The sequence below is a fragment of the Enterobacter sp. ECC_219_Taxon_10 genome (genome assembly GCF_058354905.1).
Genome location: NZ_CM178005.1, coordinates 1,828,086 through 1,847,938 on the forward strand (window position 1 = coordinate 1,828,086; position 19,853 = coordinate 1,847,938).

The following is a 19,853-nucleotide window of genomic DNA, read 5'->3' on the forward strand; positions in this document are numbered from 1 at the left end:
GGGAATATAAAAATTAAAGGACACAAAATGAAACTGCACATTAATAAACTGGCCATTGCCTTTTCAATGACGCTGGTCGGCTGTACTCACTCTATCAGCGACGTGGATAAAGCAGGAAAAACGGCTTCACCTATTTTCCCGGATTTAAACCAGGCGGTAGTCGGAGAGGGGAGTTACGTTACGCTGGAGAATATTTCCAGAATAAAACCCGGCATGACCAAGCATAATTTATATGAAATGATTGGCGTTCCACATTTCAATGAGGGTGTATTAGGCGTAAAAGAATGGGATTACATTGTCCATATTCCCAATGCTGAAGGCGAAGAAATTACATGCCAATATAAGGTTCTATTTGATTCCCGTATGAAAATTGGCAGCACCTGGTTTAAACCAGAAAATTGCCTGACGTTAGCGGGCCAAAAAACAAAAGGCAATACGTATAATAAAGATATCTCGGCGGAAGCCTTGTTCGCCTTCGCAGAGAGCAGATTAAGCCCGCAGGGTGTGCGTACAATTCGCCAGGTTGCGGAGGAGATTCAACAGACGAGTAACAAGCCTCAGAGTATCAAGGTCACTGGCCATACGGACAGAATTGGTTCGCAGGAGAAAAATTACCTGCTTTCAATGGCCCGTGCGCAGGCAGTAAAAGAAATTCTTATCGAACAAGGCATTTCTCCTTCTGTGATCGCGATTGAAGGTATGGGATCGATGATGCCACGCGTGATGTGTCCAGGGCCTGTATCACCAACCGTGATCGCCTGCCTGGCTGAAAACCGTCGAATTACAATAGAAGTAAAATAAGGAATAGCATATGAGCGCAAAAGTGGCCTTGATTTCATCACAATTACTGTTAAATCCTGCGAATGCCGTTGCTGAGCAGGATTACAGACCGTTCAATACGATCAGCATGCCGGCCTATACGGTAATCAATGATGCACTCAAGAGCGCCTTTCCGCTTGTTAATGGAAAAGAGAATAAGCCACTGATGCGCCTCATATGCGATCTTGCCCGCGGTGTAAAACGTCAGGATGAGATCAATTTCATCCTGACGAAAAATAATGTCAATATCTCTTCCATTCCCGCTTCGGGGAACCCGCTTTCGCTGCTGGTGAATAGGGACAGTAAATATCAGCAAAAAGCTTGTGCATCGTGGCTTGCGATCTCCCTGCACAATAAAATGAATCTGGATGCATATAAGATCAAAAAGACGAAAGACGCAGATAATAATAAGAGCAAAACGTGGTCATTCTGGCCACTGATGAATCAAAGCAATAAACAGGAACCATCCGTGACTATCGAATGGGATAAAGCACGTTTCAACGAACTGGCCATCGATCAAATGGCCGTAGCGAAATCCACGGCCCAGTTTTATTCGTTAATAGCCAATGATTTGCAACAGAAATCTGAATATTCTTTTTCTGAGCTTAAAAAAGATCTTGATACGTCAATTGCTAGCTACGCCGCCCAATATTTAAATGCGATTAAAATTAATGCTGAAACACTTCGGTCTGCTGGTATTGAAGTGAGTGAACTCTCAAGCGCAGGGTACAAAATAACTGATAATCAAGGGACTTCCCTTTCAAAAGAAGGTGACGGTTTTCTTCTGGCTTATCAGCAAATCCCATGGCTTGGGAACGGGAAAATCATGGGTAAAGATTATTACATAACCGTTAATCTGGCTGCTGACGCAAAAGTGACTACGATACCCGCTGAATGATTATGTTTCATTCCATACAGGAAGTTTTATGAACCGTTCAATACTCATAGCCATACATTGCAAAAATCCCTATTTTACGCATGGGTTGAAATGCTTAATTGAGGAGCGCATCGCACCGAAATTAAGCCGCGATGGCCTGAAGATTGCCGTGGCCGAGAACCCTGCATTGTTAACGAAGCACCATGGGGCCTCGCGAATTATCAACCTTATTGATGTGCGTTACAATGGGGTAAATGAATTTATTACACCCCGCAGTGTCACCAGGGAGTCATTTATATTCGCAATCATTCGTGATATTGTCAGGATTCAGGTTAGAGGCAATGTCTACCTAATCAAAAATACCTTAAATTGTTTTCTGAAGGCAATCTATAATGTATTAACCAATAAGGTAATAGCTTCAGATCACATTACTTCGTTTGCAAGTTTGTACTTAACATTTACAGAGCGATACATCATGAATGCGATCATCGCGGGAAGGAGTATTCATGATATTGCACGAAGTCTGAATATGTGTGTGAAAACCGTCTATACCTACAAATATAGAGTCTTCACCAAGTGTGGAATCAAGACCCTGGCTGATGTTTTCATTGTTAAGAACACGATATTAAATACTGACAGTAAGCTGTAAATATTTTCTCTAACAGGGAGATCGATCCGATGTACGATGAAGATAAAAACATTGAGTTAACGGTTTCTGGAATAGACAGGGATGTGCTTTACGCCCTAAGTGCTATATCCAGAACCTTAGGCAAGACCAAGAATGAAGTTATTCTGGGATTGATAAACAAGGAGTTTCTCAATCCGATTACCACCTACGCAAAAAACAGTTTGCTCGTAAAGGCTATGGACAAGGATCTGTGTGAAAGGTTTGGCTGTACGTTAATGAGTGCCGATACCGTAAATGAACATGCGATTATCTCTGACCGATTTTACAAGGAAATTTTAGATTTGAAGACCGAGAGAGATGTTGATCTCCTCTTCAAAAAGAATATCTCTCTTATCGAGTTCAGGGCTAACCAGGTATGTAGTCGAAGAGCTTACACCCATCTGCCTGAAGGGATTTCACTTATCTTTGCACTGTTTATTGAGGTTGCCGTTTCCACGCCAGAGGTCATTAACCAGATTTGGGAAAATATTTTCAAACCGACTGACGTGGAAGGATATTTCCACAGCGACCTGCAGGAGATTGAGATGAAGATCGCATCCGTTTAAAGCCTGATGAGTAAGCAATCATTACCGCCGGCGCTGACCTACAAGGCACGTCAACCTACCCGCTTTCAAAGGATTTCTGAGTCGACCGTTTGTACCCCCGTAGGAAGCGGGGTTATCCGGGACGGGGCACATGACCAACCTCATACTGGTGCTGCTGGAGTCGAAAGGGCTTAAGGCTCCAGCATATTTTTACCACATTGAGTGCGAAGCCTTATAGTTGATGAAATCAGTTTCACCCGAGAAATAGGGGAGAGGACCAAATTCAATTTTACTCTCTTTTAATTCATTAATGACCAGGTCGGTAATATCAATATCATCAGAACCTGACAAAATCAGAGAACCATATCTGACAAGGCGTAATCCATTTATATTACCGATCGCCTCGGCTGTCTCAATGGCCTGGTTGATAATCCTGGTTTTCGCCGTCCGTTTGGCCGTCGTCAACAGCTTATGAAGCCTTATCGCATTAGATTCCAGAGCCGCTATACGTGCTTCTTCTTCCAGATTTTCGTACCGTTTCAAGGCATTTATCTCTTCTTGCTTTACGACTTCTATAACTGAATCTAGCCACGCCCTCTCCTGCTGCCTAAGTTCTGGCAAACTCATAACCTTCGCCAGATCAAAATAAGCAACGTTCTGCTCCGCCTGGCTCTTGCCGCAGCCAGAAAAAAGAGAGAGCAGTAGTACCATAGTTGTTGCGTAAAAAGAGTATGATTTATTTATCATCTTTATTCCCTGTTTGTGGGCGATCATGTGAAATAAAATCCTGTGGCTTCCTGAGTATTATTTTCATGGTAAGCCTGAAGGCCCTTGTATATTACTTTTATGCTGAATTAAATTTCAAAAAACCTGTTTCATAAAAACAATTGACCAGCAGAGTAGGGTGAGGCAGTACTACGCTCTGAAAGAATGAAGTTTATGCATGTTAAGGTCTGAATAGCCTTGCATTTCACGCGCGGTAAGTTGGTGAAAGGAAATTTATTAATGAAGCGTTTTATTCTTATTATTCCTGTCTGCTGATGTTTTATATCCTTCATACCGTTTTCGTTGCACTGGCGCACCCAACTCCGCACTTTGCGACCCCCATCCGCGCAATCTGTCACAAACCTGTCACACTCATTACGATGATTAAAAAAGCGAGGAATGAGGGATGAAAAAAGCACTACTGGCGATCGCCGTGGCAAGCAGCGTCGCGCTCAGCTCCGGGGTACAGGCGCAAACCGCGCCGGAAGGCTATCAACTGGAGCAGGTGTTAATCATGAGCCGTCACAACCTGCGTGCGCCGCTCGCCAATAACGGCAGTGTGCTGGAGCAGTCCACGCCGAAGCAGTGGCCGGAGTGGGAAGTGCCGGGCGGTCAGCTCACTACCAAGGGTGGCGTGCTGGAAGTCTATATGGGCCATTACATGCGCGAGTGGCTGGCGCAGCAGGGGATGGTGAAGACGGGAGAGTGCCCGCCAGCAGATAGCGTGTATGCTTACGCCAACAGCCTGCAGCGTACCGTCGCGACCGCGCAGTTCTTCATTACCGGTGCGTTCCCGGGCTGCGACGTTCCCGTGCATCATCAGGAAAAAATGGGCACCATGGACCCGACCTTTAATCCGGTGATTACCGACAACTCGCCGGAATTCCGCGAAAAAGCGCTCAAGGCGATGGAGACGGAACGGCAGAAAATGCAGCTTGGTGAAAGCTATAAGCTGCTGGAGCAGATGACGAACTACGCGGATTCCCCGTCCTGCAAGGAGAAAAAGGTCTGCTCGCTGGCAGACGCGAAAGATGCCTTCAGCGCCGACTATGAAAAAGAGCCTGGCGTGTCCGGGCCGCTGAAGGTGGGTAACTCGCTGGTGGACGCGTTCACGCTGCAGTATTACGAAGGCTTCCCGGCCGACCAGGTGGCCTGGGGCGAAATCAAAACCGACCAGCAGTGGCGCGTGCTGTCGAAGCTGAAGAACGGTTATCAGGACTCGCTGTTTACCTCGACCGAGGTGGCGCAAAACGTGGCGAAGCCGCTGGTGAAATATATCGATAAAACCCTGGTCACCGAACAGGCAAAAGCGCCGAAAATCACCCTGCTGGTGGGGCACGATTCGAACATCGCTTCCCTGCTCACCGCGCTGGATTTCAAGCCGTATCAGCTGCACGACCAGCAGGAGCGTACCCCGATTGGCGGCAAAATTGTCTTCCAGCGCTGGCATGACAAAAACAGCAATCAGGAGCTGATGAAAATTGAGTATGTCTATCAGAGCTCGGAGCAGCTGCGAAACGCCAGCGTGCTGTCGCTGCAGTCGCCCGCGCAGCGCGTGACGCTGGAGCTGAAGGGCTGCCCGGTGGATGCGAACGGCTTCTGTCCTGTCGATAAATTCAATGCGGTGATGAATAACGCGGCGAAGTAAAAGAGAACCCCCCGCTGCGGCGGGGGGAAACGCTTAGACGTTTTTACGTTCGATGGTTTGCTCGCCCCAGAAGAGCGAATCTTTGTCCGTTTTTTCGAAGGCGCGCACCAGCACTTCATCGCTGCCTTCTTCCCAAATCTGCTCCGCCAGCTTTTCATCGTACTTCGCGACTTCAAAGATAGCTTCGGCAATCTCCGGAGAGGTATTGCGTAAACTTGCCCATTCGCCCACGCGGTGGGCTTTGGATTCTTGAGTTGGCATGCTTGTCCTCCTGTTGGGTATTAGCCGTTGAGTTTTTTGGCGAGACCCGCGACGTATTCACCCTGATAGCGGGCGATAGAGAGTTCTTCATTGCTTGGCTGACGTGAGCCATCCCCACCGGCAATGGTGGTTGCGCCGTACGGCGTACCGCCGCGCACCTGGGAAACGTCAAACAGCTCCTGCGCGCCGTAGCCAATCGGCACGATTACCATCCCGTGATGGGCAAGGGTAGTCCAGGTTGAGGTAATCGTCTGCTCCTGGCCGCCGCCAGTGCCGGTAGAGCTGAATACGCTGGCGAGTTTGCCGTAGAGCGCCCCGGACGCCCAAAGCCCGCCGGTTTGATCGAGGAAGGTTCGCATCTGGCCTGACATATTGCCGAAGCGGGTCGGGGTGCCGAAGATAATCGCATCATACTCCGCCAGCTCCTGCGGAGTGGCGACCGGGGCGTTTTGTGTTTTTCCCCCGGCTTTGGCGAAGGCTTCCGCCTGCATGGTTTCCGGTACGCGCTTCACCACAACCTCAACGCCGTCCACCCTGTTTGCGCCTTCTGCTACCGCGTGAGCCATGGTTTCAATGTGTCCATACATGGAATAATAGAGCACCAGAACTTTTGCCATTTTGCATCACTCCTCGTTGGTTTTTCTGACAGCGGATCGCTGCGTTCTTTTAAAGATATGTCATCACAGCCAGACTGCAAAAATGAACGGCATTTCTTTGATTTATAACAATATGGTGGGTAAACAGGTTTGTAGCAAAATGAAACAACTTTCTCGCCGCCGTTTTTTGAAATGATAAGAAAGGTTTATGAGTCTCCGTCGCGTCAACTCACCCGAAAGACTGAGATCATGTTGCAGGATATTACCTGTGACTTGCCGGATAGCCTCAGTCCACTAAGCTTAGTTTCACGCGGCACAGATAAAGGCGCTGTCCTTGAGCCGCGAGGTGAAAGAATCCTCTTTTACTGAATGCAATATGATGTCTAATGTTTCACACTCTGGAGGTTAGAGATGGCAAACCATCGTGGTGGTTCAGGTAATTTCGCTGAAGACCGTGAAAGAGCATCAGAAGCAGGTCGTAAAGGTGGCCAGCACAGCGGGGGGAACTTCAAAAATGACCCTCAGCGCGCATCAGAGGCTGGTAAAAAAGGGGGGAAAAACAGCCACGGCAGCAGTAAGTAACACGCCGGGTTGACTCCCTGCCGCCGGGTTTCCCCCGGCGGTTTTTTTATTTCTGCAACATTGAACTGTAACCAAAGGCGACGCACACTAGAGAATTGATCTCACTTGCTGGTGCCGCATGTCCGTCTCACGCTTTAAATTTTCCGTAAAACCGCAGGAAGCTATCCTCATTCTCATCACCATGTTCTGGGGCGGGACCTTTCTGGCCGTCCAGTACGCGGTGACCCTCAGCGATCCCTTCTTTTTCGTTGGCCTGCGCTTCGCGACGGCGGCGATAGCCGTGGGGCTGATATCCCTTAAAACGCTGCGGGGCCTGACGCTGAAAGAGCTCAAGGCGGGCGTGGCGATTGGGGTGGCAATAGCGATGGGCTACAGCCTGCAGACGTGGGGGTTGCAGACCATCTCCAGCAGCAAATCCGCGTTTATCACAGCGATGTATGTTCCGCTGGTGCCGCTTTTGCAGTGGCTCTGTCTCGGCAGAATTCCGGGTTTGATGTCCTGTATTGGCATCGTGCTGGCGTTTATCGGCCTGATCCTGCTGGCCGGGCCGGAAAATAATCTGCTGGCGCTGGGGCCGGGCGAAATCATCACCCTGATTGGGGCGATTGCCATTGCGGCGGAAATTATTCTGATTAGCGCCTGGGCGGGCAAGGTCGACGTCAAACGGGTGACGGTGGTGCAGCTCGCCACCGCGTCGCTGGTGGCGTTTGCGACGATGGTGCCGGCAGGGGAGTCCGTACCGCCGATCTCCACCGGGCTGGTGGTGGTCGCGCTGGGGCTGGGTATTTTTAGCGCCATTATTCAGGTCACCATGAACTGGGCGCAGCGCAGCGTATCGCCAACCCGCGCGACGGTGATTTATACCGGAGAACCGGTCTGGGCGGGGATTTTCGGACGTATTGCCGGTGAGCGTTTACCGCTGCTCGCGCTGGTGGGCGCGGCATTTATTGTCGCCGGGGTGCTGGTGAGCGAGATAAAGATCAGAAAGCGTCGGCGTGAAGCGAGTCATTTGACTGCTGAAAAAGGTTTAGATTGAAAAAAAGCGCAACGTTACTTAGGATATGTACGGATAAATACCGTACACGGTGAAGTAAACCATGCCAGCACTTAAAAAACAGCGTATCGATCTTCGCTTAACGGACGAAGACAAAATAATGATTGAAGAAGCGGCGGCGATGACGAACCAGACCATCACCCAGTTTATGGTGAACAGCGCGTCAGAGCGTGCTGCTGAGGTCATCGAGCAGCACCGTCGTCTCGTATTAAACGAAGCCTCATGGAATGCGGTGATGGATGCCATCGACAATCCGCCTGAGCCAAATGAACGCCTGAAACGAGCAGCAAAACGTCTTCGAAACATGGAGTGAAGCGTCGTGGCAAATCTCACGATCGAAATGTTATCTGAGGGAACCGATTACGACTTTGAGGATTTTGATTGTGGTGAACCCTCGCTAAATGCCTTCCTTGCAGAACACCTGGTGCGTCAGCACAATGGGCGTATTTTACGAGCCTACCTGCTTAAAGAGCGCGATCGTCCGCGCGTCCTGGGTTATTACACGTTATCGGGGAGCTGCTTTGAAAGAGCGATGCTTCCTTCTAAGACGCAGCAGCGCCGGATCCCTTATATCAACGTACCCAGCGTGACGCTGGGACGTCTGGCTATAGATAAAACACTACAGGGAAACGAGTGGGGAGCAACGCTCGTTGCGCATGCTATGCGCGTTGTCTACCGGGCATCACAGGCTGTGGGAGTACACGGAATATTTGTTGATGCCCTTAACGAGCAGGCAAAACGATTTTATCTGAAGCAGGGGTTTATCCCGCTGACAGGTGAAAACAGCCATTCTTTGTTCTTCCCGACAAAATCTATCGAACGGCTGTTTGAGCAGGCGTGATCGCTCTTAAGGAGCATGCAGGTCGGGTAAGGCGTAGCCGTCACCCGACATATCGATTTCACGAATCCTGATGTACCACCTCGCCCTGCGGCGCAGCGGCCATCCGGCGGCTCAGCAGGGCGTTAAGCAGGATCGCGCCGAAGGTCGCCGTACCAATTCCGCCAATCGTAAACCCGCCCAGCGTCAGGGCAAAATCGCCCGCGCCCAGCACCAGCGTGACGGCCACCATGATCAGGTTGCTGTTCTGGCTGAGGTCGACCCGATGCTGCACCCAGATACGCGCGCCGGCCACGGCGATCAGCCCGAACACCACAATCGACGCGCCGCCGATGACCGGTGACGGAATGGTGTGGATCAGCGCGCCGAACTTCGGTGAGAAGCCGAGCAGCATCGCCATCACCGCCGCCGCCACGAAGACCAGCGTGGAGTAAACTTTGGTTACCGCCATCACGCCGATGTTTTCGGCATAGGTGGTGACGCCGCTGCCGCCCACGGAACCGGAGAGCATAGTCGCCAGCCCGTCGCCGACGAACGCGCGGCCCATGTACGGGTCCATGCTGCGCCCGGTCATTCCCGCGACGGCTTTCAGGTGCCCCAGGTTTTCCGCCACCAGGATCACCGCCACCGGGGCGATAAGCATCATCGCCTGGGTGTTAAAGGTGGGTGAGGTCACCTTCGGCAGGCCGAACCAGGCGGCCTGGTGAAGCAGAGTAAAATCAACCGGCTTGCCGAGGCCAAAAACGTTGGCCAGCAGCGCATAAACCAGACAGGCAACAATCAGCCCGACCAGAATCAGCAGCCGCTGGATCATCCCCCGCGTAAATACCGCCACCAGGCCAATGCACAGCACCGTGATCACCGCCATCCAGCTTTCAAACGGCGAGGCGGAGACGCTTTTTACCGCAATTGGCGCAAGGTTCAGGCCAATCGCCATCACCACGGCGCCCGTCACGACGGGGGGCATCATCCGTTCGATCCAACGCGTGCCGATCTTCATCACCACCAGACCAATCAGGGTGTACACCAGACCGCAGGCGATGATGCCGCCGAGGGCCACGCTCAGGTTGGGGTTGATCCCCTGGCCGTTAAACCCGGTAGTGGCGATGACAACGCCGACAAAGGCGGCGCTGGATCCGAGATAGCTGGGCACGCGCCCGCCGGTGACGAAAAAGAACAGCAGCGTGCCGATACCCGACATCAGAATAGAGAGGTTGGGGTCCAGCCCCATCAGCATTGGCATCAGTACCGTGGCGCCAAACATGGCGACCGCATGCTGAACGCCCATCACCATCGTCTGCCCGAGCGGGAGGCGTTCATCCGGCGCGACCACGCCTGCTTCTGTGGAGGTCGATTTCAACTGCCAGTGGGGAAATCCGAACATGGTCTGTCTCCTTAGAGCGGGTTAACAGGCGGGTCGCATAAGCGCGTGGTAGCCGCGGTCAAACCACACCAGCCCTTGCGGCGCGGGGTGGCGAACAATCGAAACAATGTCGCAAAACAGAATATCGTGGGTACCGACGCTCACCACCTGGCTGATGCGGCAGTCAAACGAGGCCAGCGCATCCTCCAGGCGCGGGCAGCCCGTGTCGCCCGTCTGCCAGCGGGCGGCGGAAAAGCGTTCCTCCATCGGCGTTTTCCCGCCAAACAAATTAGATAAAGGCTCCTGCCCGGCGCTCAGGGTATTCACGCAAAGGGTGCGGTTTTCGCTAAACGTTGGCCAGACGGACGCGCCGCGGTTCAGGCACACCAGCAGGGTAGGCGGTGAATCCGTGACGCTGCACACCGCGCTGGCGGTGAAGCCTGCCATCCCCGCCGGGCCGTCGGTGGTGATGATGTTGACCGCCGCGCCAACGCAGGCCATGGCGTCGCGAAAGGTTTGTTTATCCGGTGTCATCACGATCGCTCCTTACGCCAGTCCGCAGGCATCGTCGAAGGCCAGGCGCGGCAGGCGCCCGTAGAGTTTGCGGGTATCGCCGTAGCCAATGTTGATCAGCAGATTGCTTTTAAGCGTTGTGCCGGTGAAAAAGGCCTCGTCAACCTTTTGGCGGTCAAAGCCCGACATCGGGCCGGTGTCCAGCCCCAGGGCGCGACAGGCGAAAATCAGGTAGGCGGCCTGCATTGAGCTGTTGCGAAAGGCGGTCTCTTCCGCCAGCGCGTGGCTTGCGGTAAACCAGCTTCTGGCATCGCCGTGCGGGAACAGTTCAGGCAGGCGCTCGTAGAATTCACCGTCCCAGGCGACAATTGCCGTAACCGGGGCGGTGAGCGTTTTCTCCAGGTTGCCGCTGGAGAGCGCCGGGCGCAGCTTCTCTTTTCCCTCTGCGCTTCGCACAAACACAATCCGTGCCGGGGAGCAGTTGGCGGAGGTTGGCCCCCATTTCATCAGATGGTAGATCTCGCGCAGCGTCTCGTCGCTGACCGGAATATCCAGCCAGCCGTTGTGGGTGCGGGCGCTGGTAAACAGGGTTTCCAGCGCAGCGGGCGTAATGGCTTCGCTCATCAAGGCTCCTTATAAAGCGGGTTCAGGGCTGTGCAGCAGGCTGGCAAGCCCGTTCAGCAGCAGGGTGTTAAAGGTGTCCGGCTCGGTAACGTTGCAGGCATGCCCGCCCTGGCGCATTACCGCGCTGTGGCTGTGCGGGATCGCCGCCTGCAGCTCGGACGAGCAGACAGAGGGCACCAGCATGTCGTCGGCGGAACAGATGATCTGTACCGGGCAGCGAATGCGCGCGGCATGTCGGCTGAAGTCGGCCTTTTTCAGGGCGCTGAGCCTGTGCAGCAGGTTGGTTTTGCCCTGGAAATGGGCCAGAGCCAGCGCTTCTTCTGCCTCCAGGCGTGGCGCGCGGGCCGCCATCCAGTCCGCCGGGTAGAGAAACAGCGGCTGCGCCTCGACCCACGCCTGGGCGCCGCCATAATGCAGCAGGCGCTCGCGGATCTGAAAGCAGCGGCGGGTGTGGGCGTTGAGGGTCAGCCAGCCGTTGACGCACACCAGCGCGGTGAGTGCTTCGGGCCTGTCGATGGCCAGCTGCAGGCCGACCAGCGCCCCCAGCGCGTGACCCACGACGCTGTAGCGGGCAATCCCGGCATCAGCCAGCGCCTGGGCCAGCTCGTCCGCCATCTGCGCAAGGCTGTACCCTTCCGGCAGGGTGTCGGGGTTATTGCCCGTTCCCCGTTGGTCATAGCACACCACCTGATACTCCGGCTCCAGCGCGACCAGCTGGGGCAGCCAGTAGCTGCCGCTGCCGCCGAGACCGGAAATAAAGACCACTACTGGCGCGCCCTCATACGGGGGCGGCGAGACGGAGAGTTTCATGGCTGCCTCACTTCGCGATGTGCGCAACGGTGGCGATTTCAACCAGCGCGTCCGGCTTCACCAGCCCGCACTGAATGCAGAACCGGGCCGGTTTATCGCCGGGGAAGAACTCGGCGTAAATCTCGTTAATCGCGGCGTAGTTTTTCCAGTCGGTGATAAAGATGCTGTTGAAGGTCACGTCCTCCATGGTGCCACCCGCCGTTTCGATCACGGTTTTGATCGTCTCCAGCACGTGGCGGGTTTGCGCCTTTGGGTCGTTGATAAACACCACGTTGTTGTCTTTATCAAACGGCAGCGTGCCGGAGACATACACCACGCCGTCGGCGAGGGTGCCGGGAACAAACGGGGCAATCGGGGTGCTGGTCCCCGGCGGAATAATCACGGATTTTGGCATCAGGTGTCTCCTCAGGCGATACGGGCGAGCGGGGGAGTCAGGGCGTCGCAAAAATCACTGACGTTACTGACCCAGCCAAAAAAGGTTTCGATATTGAACAGGGCCGCTTTCTGGACGAATTCCGGCCCGGCCTGATGGGTCGCGTCTTCCAGCACCACGCCAAAATATTCGAGGAAAAAGCCGTCGCGCAGGGTCGACTCCACGCAGACGTTGGTGGCGATCCCGGTGAAGACCAGATGGCGAATGCCCCGGCTGCGCAGCAGGCTGTCGAGCGGGGTGTTAAAAAAGCCGCTATAGCGCGGTTTCGGCAGGACGATATCACCCGCCTGCGGTACCAGCTCGTCCACCAGCTGATAGTCCCAGCCGCCTTTTGCCAACAGCTTGCCCTGCAGTTCGGGCCGCCTGCGCATGGTTTTCAGGGCGTTCGACTTGTGGAAGTTGGGCGAGCCGGGGCCGCCGGCCTCGACGTACTGGTCATCCCAGCCGTTCTGAAACCAGATGATGAGCATCCCCGCTTCGCGCGCGGCGGCGACGGCGGTTTTGATGTTCTCGATCACAGGCCTTGTGGCGGAGACGTCGAACCCCGCCAGGTCCAGATAGCCGCCTTTACTGGCGTAGGCGTTTTGCATATCCACCACGATCAGCGCGCTCTGCTCAGGCGCAAAGGTGATGGCTTCGGGGCGTGCGTTAAGGGTCGTCATTACGCCACCTCCTTCGTGACGGCAGGGATGTGGGCGCGGCACTGCATCAGCGGCTGGACGCGCTCGCCGAAGGTCTCCACGCCGGTGAGAAAATCATCGAAGGTAAGCAGGACGCCCTCGGCACCGGGCACGGCCGCCACTTCGTCAAGCATTCTGGCGACGCTGGCATACGAGCCAACCAGGGTGCCCATGTTGATATTGACGGCAGAGGTCGGGTCGGCCATCTGGCGCACGTTGGTATCCGCGCCGGAGCGGGTATCTTTCTGGCTCTGCTCGGTAAGCCAGCTCAGGGCCTCCTCGTCGGCACCATCCTTATAGCGCTGCCATTTGGCGCGCGCGGCCTCGTCGGTTTCGTCGGCAATGACCATAAACAGCACGTAGGAGCCCACGTCGCGCCCGGTCCTGTCGGCGGCCTCTTTCATCCGCGCGGCGGTCGGGGCGAAGGCGGCAGGGGTGTTGACCCCTTTACCGAAGCAGAAGTTAAAGTCGGCGTATTTGGCGGAGAATTCCATCCCCGCGTCGCTTTGACCGGCGCAAATCACCTTCATTGGCACCGACGGCTGCGGGCTGACGCGGCAGTCGTTCATGGTGAAGAAGTCGCCCTTGAAATCGCTTTTGCCGGTGCCCCACAGATCGCGCAGCACCTGCACGTATTCGGTCAGGTAGTCGTAGCGCCGGGAGAAGTAATCATCACCCGGCCAGAGCCCCATCTGCTCGTACTCCGGTTTTTGCCAGCCGGTGACCAGGTTAACGCCAAAGCGCCCGCCGGAGATGGAGTCGATGGTGGACGCCATGCGCGCCACGATCGCGGGCGGTAGGGTGAGGGTGGCGGCGGTGGCGTAGATTTGGATCCGCGAGGTGACCGCGGCCAGCCCGGCCATCAGGGTAAAGGACTCCAGGTTGTGATCCCAGAATTCGGTTTTGCCGCCAAAGCCGCGCAGCTTGATCATCGAAAGCGCAAAGTCGAAATGGTAGTGCTCCGCTTTCTGCACGATGGCTTTATTGAGCTCGAAGGTCGGCATGTATTGCGGTGCAGTGGTCGAGATAAGCCAGCCGTTGTTGCCGATGGGTACAAATACGCCAATTTTCATCACGAACCTCTCTTCATTACGTCGCAGGTGTAACGGTGGTTTTGCAAAGGCGGTGCCAGTTTTGAAAATGGCTGTGTTATTAATGTGTTAATCAGAGGTTGGGGAATTGATGTCGGCAAATGTGGACTAACTGGTCAAAAACGTTGCACAGAAAACAGGCATTCATGCGCGATGGGAGTGCAGAATGTCGTGGCGAGACGGGGGTTTTGCTATGCTGAGGGCAACGCAGAATAAGGAGAGCGGGAATGGCACAAGGCGCAGTGAAAACACCAGGTAAACGTTCGCAGGCGGTGAGCGCCAAGAAGCAGGCGATCCTCAGCGCGGCGCTGGAGACCTTTTCGCAGTTTGGCATTCACGGCACGCGCCTGGAGCAGGTGGCGGAGCAGTCCGGGGTATCCAAAACCAATCTGCTCTACTATTACCCGTCGAAAGAGGCGCTGTACGTGGCGGTGATGCAGCAGATCCTCGATATCTGGCTGGCACCGCTGAAGGCCTTCCGTGAAGAGCTGGCCCCGCTGGTGGCGATCGAAGAGTATATTCGCCTGAAGCTGGAGGTGTCGCGCGATTACCCGCAGGCATCAAGGCTGTTCTGTCTTGAGATGCTACAGGGCGCGCCGCTGCTGCAGGCGGAATTAACCGGAGATTTAAAGCAGCTGGTTGACGATAAGTCGGCGATTATTGCCGGATGGGTAGCCAGCGGTAAGCTGGCCCCGGTCGACCCGCAGCACCTGATCTTTATGATTTGGGCCGCCACCCAGCATTACGCTGACTTTGCGGCCCAGGTTGAGGCGGTGACCGGCAAAACGCTCCAGGACGAGGCGTTTTTCCAGAGTACGCTGGAAAACGTGCAGCGGATGATTATTGAAGGGATCCGCGCGCGCTAGTTCTCCCCTCACCCTAACCCTCTCCCCAAAGGGGAGAGGGGACTGTTCTGTGCTGTCTTTTAGCCCTCGCCCCTATGGAGAGAGGGGGACTGCTCTGAGCTGTCTTTTCTCCCTCGCCCCTATGGGGAGAGGGGACTGTTCTGTGCTGTCTTTTAGCCCTCGCCCCTATGGAGAGAGGGAACTGCTCTGAGCTGTCTTTTCTCCCTCGCCCCTATGGGGAGAGGGCCGGGGTGAGGGGGCAGCTTAAGTCGCCCTCTTCACACTGCATCAGAGAGGCCAGAAACGCTTCACGCTCCACGGTTTTCTCCGCCAGGCACTGGTTAACAATCATTGGCTGGACGCTCCCGCCTTCCGTCCCCGAACCGATAAACGCGCAGTCCGCGTCGCGCAGGGCAATCCAGGCCTGCTGCGCCTTTTTCAGCAGGTCGCGCTGGGGAGCCGCTGCACGTTTAATGGCGGCCTGATAGGTCTGGTTGAGCTTTTTATCGGCAGCCTGGTACTGCTGCGCGCTACAGGTATTCATTTCAAGCTGGGTGGTGGCTTTGTCGCACTCGTTGGCCAGCGCGCTGGCGCTCAGCAGCAGTGCGGCACCGGCGATAAGATATCGTTTCATATACTCCCCAATAAAATAAGGCTCCGTCTCCGGAGCCTTATTAGCACAGCGTTAGCCGATTGTCATCAGGCTGGCGTTACCCCCCGCCGCCGCGGTGTTGACGCTGAGCGAGCGCTCCACGTACAGGCGCTCCAGCAGCAGGTTGGTTTCCCCGCGCGCAAAGCCCTGCACGGAAACGATGGCCCCGCTGCGAGCCGCAACCTGCTCGCACAGTTCGCGCAGCTGGTCGGAATCGCCGTGGTAAATCACGGCATCAAACGGCTGCGTCAGCAGCGCATCGGCCTTCGCAAAGCGAATACGGGCCGAGACCGCTTTCGGCAGCTGTTTGGCGAGATCGCGATGCAGCGCGTCTTCCGGCCACAGCACCTCACAGCCGGTTGCCATCGCGGCGGCCAGCTGCACCAGCGCGTCCTGCTCGTTATCGGCCACGCACAGCACGCGCTCGCGCGGCATCAGCGTCCAGGTGTTGCGCTCGCCGGTTGGACCCGGCAGCAGACGCTGGGTGCCCGCCTGCGCCAGCTCGCCGTACTGCTGGGCAACGGCACGCAGTTCAGGACGTTTTTCCGCCCAGGCGATCAGCGCCTCCAGCGGCTGGGTCAGCACGGCTTTCACCTGCGTATCCACCGGATAGTGTGCATCCTGACGTGCCAACGTCACGCCCAGGGCGTTCTCTGGACGGTTCGCCAGCAGGCGGTACAGGTAGAGCGGGCCGCCCGCTTTCGGACCGGTGCCGGAGAGACCTTCACCGCCGAACGGCTGCACGCCCACGACTGCACCTACCATGTTGCGGTTGACGTACAGGTTCCCGACTTTAGCATTGCCGGTGACCTGCGCAATGGTTTCGTCGATACGGGTATGAACGCCGAGCGTCAGGCCATAGCCGGAGGCGTTGATCTGCTCAACCAGCTCGTTCAGGTTGTTACGGTTGTAGCGCACCACGTGCAGCACCGGGCCGAAGACCTCTTTTTTCAGCTCGTCGAAGCTTGCCAGCTCAATCAGCGTTGGTGGCACAAAGGTGCCGGTCCGCCATTCGCGGGCATCTTCGCTGTTCTCGCGCACCGCCTGGAACACAGGACGGCCTTTCGCGCGCATGGCCTGAATGTGGTTTTCAATGTTGGCTTTGGCTTCCGCGTCGATCACCGGCCCAATGTCGGTGGTGAGACGGCCCGGGTTGCCCATGCGGCATTCGGCCATCGCGCCGCGCAGCATCTTCAGCGTGTGGTCCGCCACGTCGTCCTGCAGGCACAGCACGCGCAGGGCGGAGCAGCGCTGACCAGCGCTGTCGAAGGCGGAGGCCAGCACGTCGACCACTACCTGCTCGGTGAGGGCAGAGGAGTCAACGATCATGGCGTTCATGCCGCCGGTTTCCGCGATGAGCGGGGTAGGACGGCCCTGCGCATCCAGACGGGTGGCAATATTGCGCTGCAGCAGAGACGCCACTTCGGTCGAACCGGTAAACATCACGCCACGCACGCGGTTATCGGAGGTCAGCTTAGCGCCGACGGTTTCACCGCGGCCCGGCAGCAACTGGACCACGCCCGCCGGCACGCCGGCTTCCAGAAGAATGTTGATGCCCTGCGCGGCTATCAGCGGGGTTTGCTCTGCCGGTTTTGCCAGCACGCTGTTGCCTGCGGCCAGAGCGGCGGCAATCTGGCCGGTGAAGATCGCCAGCGGGAAGTTCCACGGGCTGATACAGACCACCGGACCCAGCGGACGGTGGGTTTCGTTATCGAAATCATCGCGCACCTGACCGGCGTAATAGTGCAGGAAGTCAACGGCCTCGCGCACTTCGGCGATGGCGTTGCTGAAGGTTTTACCCGCTTCGCGCACCAGAATGCCGATGAGCGACTGCATCTGATCTTCCATCAGCACCGCGGCGCGTTCCAGAATCGCGGCACGCTCCTGCGGCGGGGTGGCGAACCAGATTGGTGCGTTGTTCACCGCACTGTCCAGCGCCTGGTCAACCTCCGCTTCGGTCGCTTCACGCACGTAGCCGACGATGTCTTTTGGCTCTGCCGGGTTGATCACCGGCTGCATTTCGCCGTCTGCAACGGGCTGCTCCAGCATCGGTTTGGCCTGCCACTTCTGCAGCGCGCTGTTGAGGAGGGCAGAGGAGAGGGACGCCAGACGGTGTTCGTTGGCGAGATCCAGACCCGCCGAGTTAACGCGACCGGCGCCATACAGCTCGCGCGGCAGGGCAATCTTCGGATGCGGCAGGCCAATCTGGCCTTCCTGCGCCGCCATCTTCTCAACGGCCTGCACTGGATCGGCCACCAGCTCGTCCAGCGGCAGGGTGGTGTCGGCGATGCGGTTAACGAAGGAGGTGTTCGCGCCGTTTTCCAGCAGACGACGCACCAGGTACGCCAGCAGGGTTTCGTGGGTTCCCACCGGAGCATAGATGCGGCACGGGCGGTTCAGCTTGCCGTCCGCCACTTTTCCGGTCACCTGCTCGTACAGCGGTTCACCCATGCCGTGCAGGCACTGGAACTCGTACTGGCCAGGATAGTAGTTTTGACCCGCGAGGCTGTAAATGGCGGCCAGGGTGTGGGCGTTGTGGGTGGCGAACTGCGGATAGATCAGGTTCGGCACGCCGAGCAGCTTTTTCGCACAGGCGAGGTAAGAGACGTCGGTGTAAACCTTGCGGGTATAGACCGGATAGCCTTCCAGACCTTCCATCTGGGCGCGTTTGATTTCGCTGTCCCAGTAGGCGCCTTTCACCAGACGGATCATCAGGCGACGGCGGCTGCGGCTGGCCAGGTCAATCAGGTAATCAATGACGAACGGGCAGCGCTTCTGGTAGGCCTGGATAACGAAACCAATCCCGTTCCAGCCTGCCAGCTCCGGCTCGAAGCACAGTTTTTCCAGCAGATCGAGAGAGATCTCCAGACGGTCGGCCTCTTCGGCGTCGATGTTAATGCCGATGTCATACTGGCGAGCCAGTAGTGTTAAAGACTTCAGGCGGGGGTAGAGCTCTTCCATCACCCGGTCGTACTGCGCGCGGCTGTAGCGCGGGTGCAGGGCGGAGAGCTTAATGGAGATGCCAGGACCTTCATAAATACCGCGACCGTTGGACGCTTTACCGATGGCGTGGATCGCCTGCTGGTAAGAGACCATATAGGCCTGCGCGTCGGCGGCGGTCAGCGCCGCTTCGCCCAGCATGTCGTAAGAGTAGCGGAAACCTTTATCTTCCAGCTTGCGGGCGTTTGCCAGCGCTTCGGCAATGGTTTCCCCGGTGACGAACTGCTCGCCCATCAGGCGCATCGCCATGTCCACGCCCTTGCGGATCAGCGGCTCGCCGCTCTTGCCGATGATGCGGTTCAGGGAGCGGGAGAGGTTGGCTTCGTTGTGGGTGGAGACCAGTTTGCCGGTAAACAGCAAGCCCCACGTTGCCGCGTTGACGAACAGCGACGGGCTGCGGCCAATGTGCGAATGCCAGTTGCCGTTGCTGATCTTGTCGCGGATCAGCGCGTCGCGGGTGGCTTTATCCGGAATACGCAGCAGCGCTTCCGCCAGGCACATCAGCGCTACGCCTTCCTGAGACGAGAGGGAAAACTCCTGCAGCAGGCCCTGAACCATCCCGGCGCGGCCGGTGGCGGTTTTCTGGTTACGCAGCTTGTCGGCTAACTGATACGCCAGGCTGTGCGCCTGGGCGGCAATGGCTTCCGGCAGGCGGGCCTGCTCCAGCAGCATCGGCACGGCATCGGTTTCTGCACGGCGGTAGGCGCCGGTAATGGCGGCGCGGCTGACGGACTGCGGCAGGATCTGCTCGGCAAATTCGAGGAACGGCTGGTGATTCTCTTCCACCGCCGTCGCGGCGTCGTCGCTTTCGTTCGCTGCGCCCGCCAGCAGTGCAGGCAGCTCCGGCAGGCCTTCTTCGCTCTCCAGCCTTTCCAGATAGTTGAAAATCGCCTGCTTGATTAACCAGTGCGGTGTGCGGTCAATGCGGGTTGCTGCGGTCTTAATCCGTTCGCGGGTCGCGTCATCCAGCTTAACCCCCATGGTGGTCATCCCCATGCCAAAACTCCTGTTGTTCTGTAATAGCGTTCTGTAGATAGCGTGAAATATCCACCATGTTGCAACTTTGTGCAACCGTGTTAAATGTGACCTGGTTTGCAACCCGGAAAATGAATGGATTGTTAACGAATGGTTAGCTGGAAAAACGCGCTGGCTTTTGTGCGGGAAGCCTGTTTTTATGCGGGAGTTAACAC

Annotated in this window: 22 protein-coding genes; 10 read left to right on the forward strand and 12 right to left on the reverse strand. The window is 56.3% G+C overall.

Translation table 11 applies throughout. The annotated features are described in order from the left end of the window. The first annotated feature begins 27 nt into the window (after positions 1–27). The 4 genes from AC4ICF_RS08640 to AC4ICF_RS08655 are packed head-to-tail and all read left to right on the forward strand — an operon-like array spanning position 28 to position 2,929. Complete coding sequence (locus tag AC4ICF_RS08640; RefSeq protein WP_316378881.1) at positions 28–801, forward strand: OmpA family protein; 774 nt, start codon at positions 28–30, stop codon at positions 799–801. Positions 802–811: 10 nt separating this feature from the next. Next, positions 812–1,717: a hypothetical protein gene (locus AC4ICF_RS08645; protein WP_439209869.1), complete on the forward strand. Its 906-nt coding sequence runs from the start codon at positions 812–814 to the stop codon at positions 1,715–1,717. Positions 1,718–1,745: 28 nt separating this feature from the next. Continuing rightward, positions 1,746–2,345, forward strand: coding sequence for a LuxR C-terminal-related transcriptional regulator (locus tag AC4ICF_RS08650; RefSeq protein ID WP_116340780.1), 600 nt, complete (start codon positions 1,746–1,748; stop codon positions 2,343–2,345). Between the two features lie 29 nt (positions 2,346–2,374). Continuing rightward, positions 2,375–2,929, forward strand: a complete 555-nt coding sequence (locus tag AC4ICF_RS08655) for a hypothetical protein (protein WP_116340778.1) — start codon at positions 2,375–2,377, stop codon at positions 2,927–2,929. A gap of 189 nt (positions 2,930–3,118) precedes the next feature. Here the strand turns inward: AC4ICF_RS08655 and AC4ICF_RS08660 are convergent, their stop codons facing one another. Beyond that, on the reverse strand, positions 3,119–3,682 hold the full coding sequence (locus AC4ICF_RS08660; RefSeq protein WP_316378883.1) for an OmpH/Skp family outer membrane protein: 564 nt from the start codon (positions 3,680–3,682) through the stop codon (positions 3,119–3,121). A 397-nt stretch (positions 3,683–4,079) separates the two neighbouring features. On the opposite strand from AC4ICF_RS08660, the gene agp reads away from it, so the two are divergent. Beyond that, entirely contained in the window at positions 4,080–5,321 is a 1,242-nt protein-coding gene (gene agp / locus AC4ICF_RS08665) for a bifunctional glucose-1-phosphatase/inositol phosphatase (protein ID WP_116340774.1), read from the forward strand. Between the two features lie 33 nt (positions 5,322–5,354). Here agp and AC4ICF_RS08670 read toward each other — a convergent pair whose 3' ends face one another. Next, positions 5,355–5,582: a YccJ family protein gene (locus AC4ICF_RS08670; RefSeq protein ID WP_014883300.1), complete on the reverse strand. Its 228-nt coding sequence runs from the start codon at positions 5,580–5,582 to the stop codon at positions 5,355–5,357. A gap of 20 nt (positions 5,583–5,602) precedes the next feature. Next, positions 5,603–6,199 (reverse strand): NAD(P)H:quinone oxidoreductase, encoded by a 597-nt coding sequence (wrbA, locus tag AC4ICF_RS08675; RefSeq protein ID WP_041910554.1) that lies wholly within the window; start codon positions 6,197–6,199, stop codon positions 5,603–5,605. A 390-nt stretch (positions 6,200–6,589) separates the two neighbouring features. On the opposite strand from wrbA, the gene AC4ICF_RS08680 reads away from it, so the two are divergent. From AC4ICF_RS08680 to AC4ICF_RS08695, 4 genes are all read left to right on the forward strand, one after another. After that, positions 6,590–6,760, forward strand: coding sequence for a con-10 family general stress protein (locus AC4ICF_RS08680; protein ID WP_023311077.1), 171 nt, complete (start codon positions 6,590–6,592; stop codon positions 6,758–6,760). A 118-nt stretch (positions 6,761–6,878) separates the two neighbouring features. After that, a complete protein-coding gene (locus tag AC4ICF_RS08685) occupies positions 6,879–7,796 on the forward strand; it encodes a DMT family transporter (RefSeq protein ID WP_439209870.1) in 918 nt (305 codons plus the stop codon). A 61-nt stretch (positions 7,797–7,857) separates the two neighbouring features. Further along, the gene (locus AC4ICF_RS08690; protein ID WP_316378885.1) at positions 7,858–8,127 is read left to right on the forward strand and encodes a type II toxin-antitoxin system TacA family antitoxin; all 270 of its coding nucleotides are present in this window, start codon (positions 7,858–7,860) and stop codon (positions 8,125–8,127) included. A gap of 27 nt (positions 8,128–8,154) precedes the next feature. Then, entirely contained in the window at positions 8,155–8,655 is a 501-nt protein-coding gene (locus AC4ICF_RS08695; protein ID WP_316379294.1) for a GNAT family N-acetyltransferase, read from the forward strand. Between the two features lie 58 nt (positions 8,656–8,713). Here the strand turns inward: AC4ICF_RS08695 and rutG are convergent, their stop codons facing one another. Genes rutG through rutA form a run of 7 tightly spaced genes read right to left on the reverse strand, consistent with a single transcriptional unit; the run spans position 8,714 to position 14,148 of the window. Further along, a complete protein-coding gene (rutG, locus tag AC4ICF_RS08700; RefSeq protein ID WP_192983046.1) occupies positions 8,714–10,036 on the reverse strand; it encodes a pyrimidine utilization transport protein G in 1,323 nt (440 codons plus the stop codon). A 21-nt stretch (positions 10,037–10,057) separates the two neighbouring features. After that, positions 10,058–10,549: an NADH-dependent FMN reductase RutF gene (gene rutF, locus AC4ICF_RS08705; protein WP_439209893.1), complete on the reverse strand. Its 492-nt coding sequence runs from the start codon at positions 10,547–10,549 to the stop codon at positions 10,058–10,060. Between the two features lie 12 nt (positions 10,550–10,561). Then, positions 10,562–11,152, reverse strand: coding sequence for a malonic semialdehyde reductase (locus AC4ICF_RS08710; RefSeq protein ID WP_163328696.1), 591 nt, complete (start codon positions 11,150–11,152; stop codon positions 10,562–10,564). Between the two features lie 9 nt (positions 11,153–11,161). Continuing rightward, entirely contained in the window at positions 11,162–11,962 is an 801-nt protein-coding gene (rutD, locus tag AC4ICF_RS08715; RefSeq protein WP_316378887.1) for a pyrimidine utilization protein D, read from the reverse strand. A gap of 7 nt (positions 11,963–11,969) precedes the next feature. Continuing rightward, positions 11,970–12,356, reverse strand: a complete 387-nt coding sequence (rutC, locus tag AC4ICF_RS08720; RefSeq protein ID WP_008499822.1) for a pyrimidine utilization protein C — start codon at positions 12,354–12,356, stop codon at positions 11,970–11,972. 11 nt (positions 12,357–12,367) lie between these two features. Continuing rightward, positions 12,368–13,057 carry a pyrimidine utilization protein B gene (gene rutB / locus AC4ICF_RS08725; protein ID WP_116340763.1) on the reverse strand — a complete coding sequence of 230 codons (690 nt, stop codon included), beginning with the start codon at positions 13,055–13,057 and terminating at the stop codon, positions 12,368–12,370. Then, complete coding sequence (gene rutA / locus AC4ICF_RS08730) at positions 13,057–14,148, reverse strand: pyrimidine utilization protein A (protein ID WP_116340761.1); 1,092 nt, start codon at positions 14,146–14,148, stop codon at positions 13,057–13,059. The genes rutB and rutA overlap by 1 nt, the downstream gene beginning before the upstream one ends. A 245-nt stretch (positions 14,149–14,393) precedes the next feature. Here rutA and rutR point away from each other — a divergent pair, with 245 nt between their 5' ends. Then, positions 14,394–15,032 carry an HTH-type transcriptional regulator RutR gene (gene rutR, locus AC4ICF_RS08735; protein ID WP_116340759.1) on the forward strand — a complete coding sequence of 213 codons (639 nt, stop codon included), beginning with the start codon at positions 14,394–14,396 and terminating at the stop codon, positions 15,030–15,032. A 211-nt stretch (positions 15,033–15,243) separates the two neighbouring features. On the opposite strand, the gene AC4ICF_RS08740 is transcribed toward rutR, so the two are convergent. Both AC4ICF_RS08740 and putA read right to left on the reverse strand, forming a co-directional pair. Further along, positions 15,244–15,645: a lysozyme inhibitor LprI family protein gene (locus AC4ICF_RS08740; RefSeq protein WP_163328702.1), complete on the reverse strand. Its 402-nt coding sequence runs from the start codon at positions 15,643–15,645 to the stop codon at positions 15,244–15,246. Positions 15,646–15,696: 51 nt separating this feature from the next. Then, positions 15,697–19,659 carry a trifunctional transcriptional regulator/proline dehydrogenase/L-glutamate gamma-semialdehyde dehydrogenase gene (gene putA, locus AC4ICF_RS08745; RefSeq protein WP_316378888.1) on the reverse strand — a complete coding sequence of 1,321 codons (3,963 nt, stop codon included), beginning with the start codon at positions 19,657–19,659 and terminating at the stop codon, positions 15,697–15,699. Between the last annotated feature and the right edge of the window lie 194 nt (positions 19,660–19,853).

Coding starts and splice junctions, on each gene's coding strand:
- AC4ICF_RS08640 (WP_316378881.1), top strand. CDS start 28: ATGAAACTGCACATTAATAAACTGGCCATTGCCTTTTCAATGACGCTG.
- AC4ICF_RS08645 (WP_439209869.1), top strand. CDS start 812: ATGAGCGCAAAAGTGGCCTTGATTTCATCACAATTACTGTTAAATCCT.
- AC4ICF_RS08650 (WP_116340780.1), top strand. CDS start 1,746: ATGAACCGTTCAATACTCATAGCCATACATTGCAAAAATCCCTATTTT.
- AC4ICF_RS08655 (WP_116340778.1), top strand. CDS start 2,375: ATGTACGATGAAGATAAAAACATTGAGTTAACGGTTTCTGGAATAGAC.
- AC4ICF_RS08660 (WP_316378883.1), bottom strand. CDS start 3,682: ATGATCGCCCACAAACAGGGAATAAAGATGATAAATAAATCATACTCT.
- agp (WP_116340774.1), top strand. CDS start 4,080: ATGAAAAAAGCACTACTGGCGATCGCCGTGGCAAGCAGCGTCGCGCTC.
- AC4ICF_RS08670 (WP_014883300.1), bottom strand. CDS start 5,582: ATGCCAACTCAAGAATCCAAAGCCCACCGCGTGGGCGAATGGGCAAGT.
- wrbA (WP_041910554.1), bottom strand. CDS start 6,199: ATGGCAAAAGTTCTGGTGCTCTATTATTCCATGTATGGACACATTGAA.
- AC4ICF_RS08680 (WP_023311077.1), top strand. CDS start 6,590: ATGGCAAACCATCGTGGTGGTTCAGGTAATTTCGCTGAAGACCGTGAA.
- AC4ICF_RS08685 (WP_439209870.1), top strand. CDS start 6,879: ATGTCCGTCTCACGCTTTAAATTTTCCGTAAAACCGCAGGAAGCTATC.
- AC4ICF_RS08690 (WP_316378885.1), top strand. CDS start 7,858: ATGCCAGCACTTAAAAAACAGCGTATCGATCTTCGCTTAACGGACGAA.
- AC4ICF_RS08695 (WP_316379294.1), top strand. CDS start 8,155: ATGTTATCTGAGGGAACCGATTACGACTTTGAGGATTTTGATTGTGGT.
- rutG (WP_192983046.1), bottom strand. CDS start 10,036: ATGTTCGGATTTCCCCACTGGCAGTTGAAATCGACCTCCACAGAAGCA.
- rutF (WP_439209893.1), bottom strand. CDS start 10,549: ATGACACCGGATAAACAAACCTTTCGCGACGCCATGGCCTGCGTTGGC.
- AC4ICF_RS08710 (WP_163328696.1), bottom strand. CDS start 11,152: ATGAGCGAAGCCATTACGCCCGCTGCGCTGGAAACCCTGTTTACCAGC.
- rutD (WP_316378887.1), bottom strand. CDS start 11,962: ATGAAACTCTCCGTCTCGCCGCCCCCGTATGAGGGCGCGCCAGTAGTG.
- rutC (WP_008499822.1), bottom strand. CDS start 12,356: ATGCCAAAATCCGTGATTATTCCGCCGGGGACCAGCACCCCGATTGCC.
- rutB (WP_116340763.1), bottom strand. CDS start 13,057: ATGACGACCCTTAACGCACGCCCCGAAGCCATCACCTTTGCGCCTGAG.
- rutA (WP_116340761.1), bottom strand. CDS start 14,148: ATGAAAATTGGCGTATTTGTACCCATCGGCAACAACGGCTGGCTTATC.
- rutR (WP_116340759.1), top strand. CDS start 14,394: ATGGCACAAGGCGCAGTGAAAACACCAGGTAAACGTTCGCAGGCGGTG.
- AC4ICF_RS08740 (WP_163328702.1), bottom strand. CDS start 15,645: ATGAAACGATATCTTATCGCCGGTGCCGCACTGCTGCTGAGCGCCAGC.
- putA (WP_316378888.1), bottom strand. CDS start 19,659: ATGGGGATGACCACCATGGGGGTTAAGCTGGATGACGCGACCCGCGAA.